The following is an 8,278-nucleotide window of genomic DNA, read 5'->3' on the forward strand; positions in this document are numbered from 1 at the left end:
ACTATCGGCTCTTGGTCTAGCCACTACTACGGGAACCTGGCTGTTCCCAAGCCCCGTCGCTTTAGCGCGGGGTCAGTGACAAATTTTGCCTGCTTTTCTAGATTCTAGTACATGAACTTGATTTTGACGGCGGCTAAAGCCGCACGGGTTGCTTTTCCTCCCGGCTGGGAAAGAGGCAGAGCTTTCAAGCTCCCGTCTTGATTTCGTAACCTACTCAACCGGCAAGTTCTGCCATGACCGTTGTTTTATTACCGATTCTTTACATCTTTGCTAACATACTTTGACTTCCGTAAAGTTTCTTGTTTTCCCCTTGTCATTGCCGGCCAGGGTGCTACACTAAAAATAAGGAAGTTGAAAAGCTTCCTTGGCAGATAAAGAAAGCGCATGCAAAAACGACAAACTGTTCATTTTCTAAAGAGGTATAAGCGCTGATTCAATTTACCATCTGTCTATTTTCATTCCCACCGACAACACCCAATCCGAAGACGAATATTTCCTCATACTGGTGATTGCGGGAGCCATGCCGAAAAGCAAATTGCTTGAGGTATCTCCAAATAGGATCGACAAATAAAGAGGAATTCCCTTTGTCCAGAGTAGGTTTGGGTGTTGTCCTTGTTATAGCCAGCGAGCGGCACAAAGTCAAAAATTTTTCCCAAAACTTTCCCAGAATTGGCATAGGTTTTCACCCATCAGGAAATTGCCAGCAAGCAATTCGTTCCACATCGTCGCTGTTGCATTGAAAGCAGCGATCGCGATCGGAACCGACCCACTCGTATCCACACTGGCGGCAGTGGCAAAAAATATTATTGCGGTTGGCAACAGCAATTTTCTCCCGCCACAATCTTAATTCCGCTGGCGTCAATTGCTGGGAATCTTCCGGACCTTTTTCTGGAGAATTTTCCGTCGGTGACATCGTTTCGCCTATTCTGACAAACGCACATCAACCACACTGGCGTGGAAATTATAGGTTTTCCCTTCTAACTCCACTGGCGTACCAATTTTTAATTTACTATTTCCTAAAACCGGTCCGCTATCGGTGATGTTTGCTTCCCCCGCCACCGTAATTAGCATATTGGTACTAAACTCGTTCGTCGGATCGGGTAAAGCCTTCACGGAACCATCTGGCTGGGGAACCGCCACCCTCCGTTCCAGTTGTTGGATGTCGCGTATATCGATTTCGCCGTAGGGTTGGTTGCGAATGACAATTTTGGTTTTCTGGGTATCCTCCATATCTTGGATCACCATTTGGGGATCGCGAACGCTCAACCCCCGCACCAAAATATCCAGTTCCACGGGTTTGGTGGTCACTCCCACTTGTGCCACCGAACCGGAATTACCTGGGAAAAAGAAAATTCCCCCAATCACCAACAAAATAACCAAAATCGCACCGATATCCAGGATGCTAATTTTGCCAAACAGCCGACCTTGCTTATCGATGAGCTTCATGGCTTTGAGGATTTCCCCCGCAAAAGCGTTTCCAAATAGCTATCATCGCATATTTTGATGGCAAAGGGTAGAGAAGAGGGTTAATTTTCGGAAACAGAGGTGAAGATCTATATTTATTTTGACTTTCAGGGAAATTTCGTTATAATGGAAGGAGATAAATAGATACTTTGGGGAAGATTCTTTTTGAAGTTTCTTCGCTCAAACATCCAACCTGCGCGAAAATAGGATTTCGCTGGTATAAAATACATACACGTGCGAATCGTTCCCTCGAAAGTTAAAGGTTAATCACAAAAAGCGTGTGAGGGGCAAGGGAGACAACCTCTCTTGACAACTGAGGGACTATTCTCGAATCGGTCGAGACATCTTGGACCCTCAAAAAATTTTAAGTAGTGAAAACTGATTGACACACTGCGTTCAAAAAAAACACAGGGAAAAAATAGGAAAATATGTATTTTACCTATTAAAGAATCCCGAAAGTAAAAGTACCTTAGGGGGAGGTAAAATCTCAATTTAAATAAACAAATCCCTCGGCATGAAATCATCTCAATGATTCTTTACCCCATGTAGAAGTGGCAAATATCAGTACAAGGTCATTGGGAATCGGATGGGGTTAAGAAGGCAACGCTTTCTGGTAATAAGAAGATATGCTGATGTACTCCGGCGGGTGTCTGAGATTTGGTGGAGATTAACTCTTTAACGCCGATAGCGAGTTTAAAGACGTAGGAACAACAGATATAGGGGCGAACTTCAAAAAATCCTGTCAAGGGGGAATTAGAGATAACACTTTAAGAGTACTATGATGCCAATGACAATGGTAACATCCGCTAGTAGCCGGATGAAGGGAAAATTTCAAGTCTGGTTTTGAATGGGAGTTGGGAGGGGTGACTCTCCCTTTGACCCCTAACTGTTCTTTTATGCCTCGCTGGCAGCTAGCAATGGTGCTGACGCGAGAAGCTTTTGGGTGTAAGGATGTTGGGGATGATGGAAAATGTCGTGGGTAGGACCTTCTTCCACAATTTGCCCGGCATTCATCACCGCAATACGATCGCAGAGAAATTTGGCCACCGCCAGGTCGTGGGTAACAAACAAATAAGTTAGGGAGAACTCCTCTTTTAGTTGTAGCATCAATTCCAAAACCTGACTTTGTACGCTGGCATCCAACATGCTTACCGGTTCGTCGCAAAGCAACAACCGGGGTCGGGTAATTAAGGCTCTGGCAATCGCCACCCGCTGCTGCTGGCCGCCAGAAAGTTCCCGGGGATAGCGCCGCCAAAAGTCTTCCGTAGGGGTCAATCCCACCCGTTCCAGCATCTCGCACACGCGCTGAGGAATTTCTTCGGGGGTGACTAGTTTGTGAATTTTTAGGGGATCGGCAATGGCATCTCCCACCCGCATAAAAGGATTCAAACAAGCCAAAGGGTCCTGAAAAATCATTTGCATGTGGCGACGAACGGAACGCAATTGCGGTTTGGAGAGTTTGGTGAGTTCTTGGCCGGCGAGAAATACGCGACCGCTGTTTGCGGATACCAACTGCAAAATGGTACGGGAAAGGGTGCTTTTCCCGCAGCCGGATTCGCCGACCAATCCCAAAATTTCTCCCGGATATAAGTCAAAACTAATGCCATCTACCGCTTTAATGGTTTCGCTTTTGCGTAAAAACAACCGTTCCAAAAAACTGGGTTCTAGGGTGTAGTGGGTAACCAGATTTTCTACCCGCAGCAACGGCATAGCGGTGGCATCGATGGGGTTGGTGGTTGGGGAGGCAGCATCTTCCGCGGTTCCGTGCAGGTGCAAAGCCGCTTGTAAGAGCGATCGCGTGTAGGGATGTTGGGGATGGTACAAAACATTTTCAGCTCGATCCAATTCTACCAAACGACCGCGGTGCATGACGCCAATGCGATCGCAGTAAGTCCCCACCATGGCCAAATCGTGGGAAATCAACAGCAAAGCCACATCCCATTGTTGGCACAAACGAGTGAGTTCTTCTAAAATTTGCGCCGATACAGTAACATCCAAACTGGTAGTGGGTTCGTCAGCCACAATGGTTTTGGGATCGAGGAGCAATGCTAAGGCAATGGCCACTCGTTGGCGCATGCCGCCGCTAAATTCGTGGGGATATTGCGACCAGCGGTTGGCGTCAATGTTTACTGCTTCTAACGTGGCGATCGCTTTTTCTTTGGCCTGTCGGCGGGAAAGCTGGGGTTGGTGTGCCAGCAACGTCTCCACGCAGTGTTCTCCAATGGTCATCAACGGATCGAGACGGGTCATGGGGTCTTGAAATACCAAAGAAATGGCTTCCCCGCGAAACCGCCGCCACTGCTGGGGAGACATTTGCCAGATAGAGCGTTGCTGGAATTGAATATCCCCTTCGACATAGGTTTTCCCAGGTAGCAACCCCATCGCCGCCTTGCCAATGGTGGATTTACCGCTTCCCGACTCCCCCACCAACCCCAATCGTTCCCCAGGTTGCAGTTGAAAAGACACCCCATCCACAGCAAATGCCGACGGTGGTTCGTGGTTTGGGGATGGATAGGCAATGCGTAGATTTTCAACGCCAAGCAAAGGATTGAGCGTCATGGCAAAAGTCCTAGAACGAGTTAAGTAGGGAAAAATCAGCTTACTGCTGGTGTTGTTTGTCAAACCGACGCATCAAATAGGCAACGCCAAATTCACCTTCGGGATGGTTTTCCAGCAAATCGGCAATTTCAAATAGTTTTTCGGCCAGTTCGGGACCCAGTTTTTTTATGGTGGCATCCCGTTCTTTTTCGGCTTGCTGTTTTTCGCGCAAGTTGGTTTGCCATTCGCTGGAGAAGATTTTTTCCAATCCTGATACCAAGCCAAGTTGGGTCAGTGCATTCCACTCGCCAGCATCCAACCAAATGCCGTTGCATGAGGGGCAACGTTCTACAAAAAAGGGCTTTTTGATGGGGATTTTGGCGCGGGATAGATAGCGTTGGCAGTCGGGGCACAATCCCGCTTTTTTATCGTGGCTGGGACTTTCAAATTCTAAATCCATATTTTCTACTACGGTATCTGGCGATGGAGATTTCCACCCCTTTTCTTGCTGCCAGCGTTCGTAATCGTCACTGCTGACCCAATGTCCGTGACAGTGAGGGCAGGCGTAGGTGGGCAAATTGTCAGCGATCGCACTTTTTTCCAGCAGAAAATCCCGATGTTTGGGACAATGGAGTTGGGAATTGCTGGTGTAGCGGCGATCGCCGGTGGTTTCTAGGTGGTTTTCGTACGTGCGGTCAGTCATGATGGTTGGTTGTTGGTGTCGGTTCCCAAGAGAGTATCGCATCCAGCGATGAGTTTTTGCACGCGATCGCGCAAGTTTGCCAAGGTCTTCTCGGTTGTGCTAGGGTTGCGGGAAACTGCTAAAAAATTGACTTCCGTTCCCAGCAGCCGCAAATAGCGATGTAGCTCCGTCTGCACCGATTGCACCCGCGAGACCGCCGCCGCGTCCACTTCTTCTGTGGGCAAAGTCATGATCTGCTGTTGAAAGTATTGTTGCACTTGCTGCACTTGAGGCGCTAGGGGGATCGATGCGGAAGTTGACTCGGCAGTGGCTTCAATATCTTGCAGCAGTTGTTCCAAGTTGGCTTTGAGCTGTTCGTAGTAAGGACGGTGGGTCGCTGGTAGCATAAAAGACGCGATCGCTTGATGGGGATACAAATTCAGATCTTAGCGGTTGCTAGCGGGGAAAAACAAGGGTTGGCGTCGTCGTTGCGCCGGCAGACGGCTTCGCCGCTGTGTGGGGAGACCCTTTCTCGATCGGCAGCAAAGGATTTTTCGGCGCTGTCAAAAATTCTTTTAGAATAAAAAATGCGCCCAACTCTTGCCTTTTCTAGTTCTCAAAAAAATGGTTGGTGTATTTTTGAGTTGGAAAGCAGCGATCGCAGCCTGAAACCGGCACAAATGCAACTTTTTGCTATTTTTCTGTATCGTTTTATACAATAAGATTGGGTAAATTCTATCAATATTTCCCTATTAAGATTTCTGTATAAAACTTTTCGATTGTGAAGCGAAATTTCTAAGAGAGTAAAGCAATGGATATGGCAACAACAACCACCTGTCCCATTCAAGTTCAAATTCCCGATTGGTTACAAAGCTGTTTGTCAAACGACGGCCATTCTGCTGCCAACTTATCAGAAGGTTTGAGCGAAAGCGATCGCGATTTAATCGCCCGCTCGTTTACCTTTGCCCACAACCTGCACGAAGGGCAATGTCGTGCCTCCGGGGAACCCTACATCAACCATCCCATCGCCGTAGCCAGCCTACTGCGGGATTTGGGAGGGACCGGCACCACCATTGCCGCCGGCTTTCTGCACGATATCGTAGAAGACACAGAAGTCACCCCCGAAGAACTCGAAGAACGATTTGGTCCCGAAGTCAGACAACTCGTAGAAGGAGTCACCAAACTTTCCAAATTTAACTTTTCCAGCAAAACCGAACGCCAAGCCGAAAACTTCCGCCGCATGTTCGTCGCCATGGCCAAAGACGTGCGCGTGGTGGTAGTCAAACTGGCCGACAGACTGCACAACATGCGGACCCTAGAGCACCTTCCCGACGAAAAACGCCGCCGCATTGCCCTAGAAACCCGAGAAATTTTTGCTCCCCTCGCCAACCGGTTGGGCATCGGTCGGTTTAAATGGGAACTAGAAGATTTGTCGTTTAAATATCTAGAACCGGAAGCCTACCGTCACATTCAAGAATTGGTCGCCGAAAGAAGAGCCGACCGCGAACAAAGATTGAGTACCGCCGCACAAATCCTGCGAGAACGCTTGGAAGAAGCCGGCATTCAATGTTTGGACGTCAGCGGCCGTCCCAAACATCTCTACAGCATCTACCAAAAAATGCAGCGGCAAGACAAAGCCTTCCACGAAATCTACGACGTGGCAGCCCTGCGGGTGTTAGTAGAAACCAAACCAGAATGCTATCGTGCTTTAGCCGTGGTTCACGACGCCTACCGACCCATTCCCGGTCGTTTCAAAGATTACATTGGTCTGCCCAAACCCAACCACTACCAATCTTTGCATACCGCCGTCATCGGTCACTCCGGCAAACCTTTAGAAGTGCAAATTCGCACCCTGCAAATGCACCACGTTGCAGAATACGGGATCGCCGCCCACTGGAAATACAAAGAAGGAGGTGGCAGCCACTGCATCAGTCCGGAAGACGAGAAATTTAGCTGGCTGCGGCAGTTACTGGAATGGCAAAACGACCTGAAAGACGCTCAGGAATACTTAGACAGCATCAAAGATAATTTATTTGAAGATGAAGTTTACGTATTTACGCCCCAAGGCGATGTGGTAGCACTGACGCGAGGTGCCACCCCCATCGATTTTGCTTACCGCATCCATACAGAAGTAGGCAACCACTGTGCTGGTGCCAAGGTAAACGATCGCATGGTGACCTTAGATACGGAATTGCAGAACGGCGATATTGTCGAGATTATCACCCAGAAAAACAGCCACCCCAGCCTCGACTGGCTGAACTACGCCGTCACCGCCAGCGCCCGCAACCGCATCCGCCAGTGGTACAAGCGATCGCACCGGGAAGAAAACATTGCCCGGGGTCGCAGCATGTTAGAAAAAGAAGTGGGCAAAAACGGCTTCGAAGCCCTATTAAAATCCGAACCCATGAAAGAAGCCGCCCAAGCCTGCAACTACCAAACCACCGAAGATTTGCTAGCAGCTTTGGGATACGGCGAAGTTACCCTGGTGCAAGTGGTCAACCGCCTGCGGGATGCCGCCAAATCCCGTCAAAAAGAAGAAGAACAACAGGAAGCTACCAGCTTAGAAGAAGAAGTAGCGGTTCGGGAAATGAATGCTGCACCACCAGCACCACCCGCTTCCACAGGCAAATCTCCCATTACCGGCATTGAAGGCATGGTGTATCGCCTGGCCGGATGTTGCAACCCCGTTCCCGGAGAACCGATTATCGGCGTGGTGACCCAGGGCAACCGTGGCATTTCCATTCACCGGCAGGGATGTCACAATCTGGAACAGGTAGACGGCGATCGCTTGATTCCCGTAAATTGGAACCAAAACCAAGTAGAAGTTGCCAAAGCGCCTACCTATCCCATCAACATTCAAATCGAAGTTATGGACCGGGTAGGCGTCCTCAAAGACATCCTTTCCCGACTGTCGGATAACAACGTCAACGTTCGCAAAGCCGAAGTAAAAACCTATCCTTGTAAACCCGCCGCCATCGACCTGTGCATTGACATTCGCAACCGACAGCAACTCGATCGCATCTTCAACCAAATCCGACAAATGAGCGACGTCATTCACCTACGCCGCCTGGGCAACTCCCAAGAAGACTAGACCCGCGGACCGGCAGAACGAATATCCCCATCCACATCCTCGTAGCGTTGGAAAGGTGCCGCCAATCGTCGTACCCAATCCGCTGCCTGGCAGTCGTACGCTGCCGGGTCTTCCCAGGTAGATTTGGAATCGAGAATCTCCGCGGGTCTCCCAGGCACTTGCTGGGGAACTAAAACCTGAAACACCGAATGGAGGGGAATACGAAATCCGATGTACATAAACCCACAAAAATGCTTGTGCTGAGCCTGCCGACGCATAGGGGGAGCGCCCCCGTACCTTCCCCTACAAAAGGGACCCACAGCGGGGGTGGCCCCGACAAAAAATTGTGGTTTTTTCCATCTCGGATTTGGTGCGATCGCATTTTGCGCAAGGCATTCCCGGATAACGGGATAGAGGCTGTTGTAGTTCAGCCAGTTAGGTTACCAGCATGAATCGGGAGCTTGAAAGCCCTGACTTTTTAAAGCAGGGATGAAAAGCGACCCGTGCGGCTTTAGCCGCCGTCA

Annotated in this window: 7 protein-coding genes; 1 reads left to right on the top strand and 6 read right to left on the bottom strand. The window is 49.4% G+C overall.

Annotation, left to right across the window (positions count from 1 at the left end; genetic code table 11):
* Positions 1 to 682: 682 nt before the first annotated feature.
* The 5 genes from AS151_RS01995 to patD form a co-directional block, all read right to left on the bottom strand.
* A complete protein-coding gene (locus tag AS151_RS01995; protein WP_071515400.1) occupies positions 683 to 913 on the bottom strand; it encodes a hypothetical protein in 231 nt (76 codons plus the stop codon).
* Between the two features lie 8 nt (positions 914 to 921).
* On the bottom strand, positions 922 to 1,446 hold the full coding sequence (locus AS151_RS02000; protein WP_071515401.1) for a DUF4330 domain-containing protein: 525 nt from the start codon (positions 1,444 to 1,446) through the stop codon (positions 922 to 924).
* 912 nt (positions 1,447 to 2,358) lie between these two features.
* Positions 2,359 to 4,023 carry an ABC transporter ATP-binding protein gene (locus tag AS151_RS02005; RefSeq protein WP_071515402.1) on the bottom strand — a complete coding sequence of 555 codons (1,665 nt, stop codon included), beginning with the start codon at positions 4,021 to 4,023 and terminating at the stop codon, positions 2,359 to 2,361.
* Between the two features lie 40 nt (positions 4,024 to 4,063).
* Positions 4,064 to 4,705, bottom strand: a complete 642-nt coding sequence (locus AS151_RS02010; protein ID WP_084639340.1) for a zf-TFIIB domain-containing protein — start codon at positions 4,703 to 4,705, stop codon at positions 4,064 to 4,066.
* A complete protein-coding gene (patD, locus tag AS151_RS02015; protein WP_084639341.1) occupies positions 4,702 to 5,121 on the bottom strand; it encodes a heterocyst frequency control protein PatD in 420 nt (139 codons plus the stop codon). Before patD ends, AS151_RS02010 begins: the two co-directional genes overlap by 4 nt.
* A gap of 374 nt (positions 5,122 to 5,495) precedes the next feature.
* Here patD and AS151_RS02020 point away from each other — a divergent pair, with 374 nt between their 5' ends.
* Complete coding sequence (locus AS151_RS02020) at positions 5,496 to 7,775, top strand: bifunctional (p)ppGpp synthetase/guanosine-3',5'-bis(diphosphate) 3'-pyrophosphohydrolase (protein ID WP_071515403.1); 2,280 nt, start codon at positions 5,496 to 5,498, stop codon at positions 7,773 to 7,775.
* On the opposite strand, the gene AS151_RS02025 is transcribed toward AS151_RS02020, so the two are convergent.
* Positions 7,772 to 7,993, bottom strand: coding sequence for a hypothetical protein (locus AS151_RS02025; protein WP_139240447.1), 222 nt, complete (start codon positions 7,991 to 7,993; stop codon positions 7,772 to 7,774). The genes AS151_RS02020 and AS151_RS02025 overlap by 4 nt on opposite strands.
* Positions 7,994 to 8,278: the final 285 nt, after the last annotated feature.

The sequence above is a fragment of the Geitlerinema sp. PCC 9228 genome (genome assembly GCF_001870905.1).
Lineage (GTDB): Bacteria > Cyanobacteriota > Cyanobacteriia > Cyanobacteriales > PCC-9228 > PCC-9228.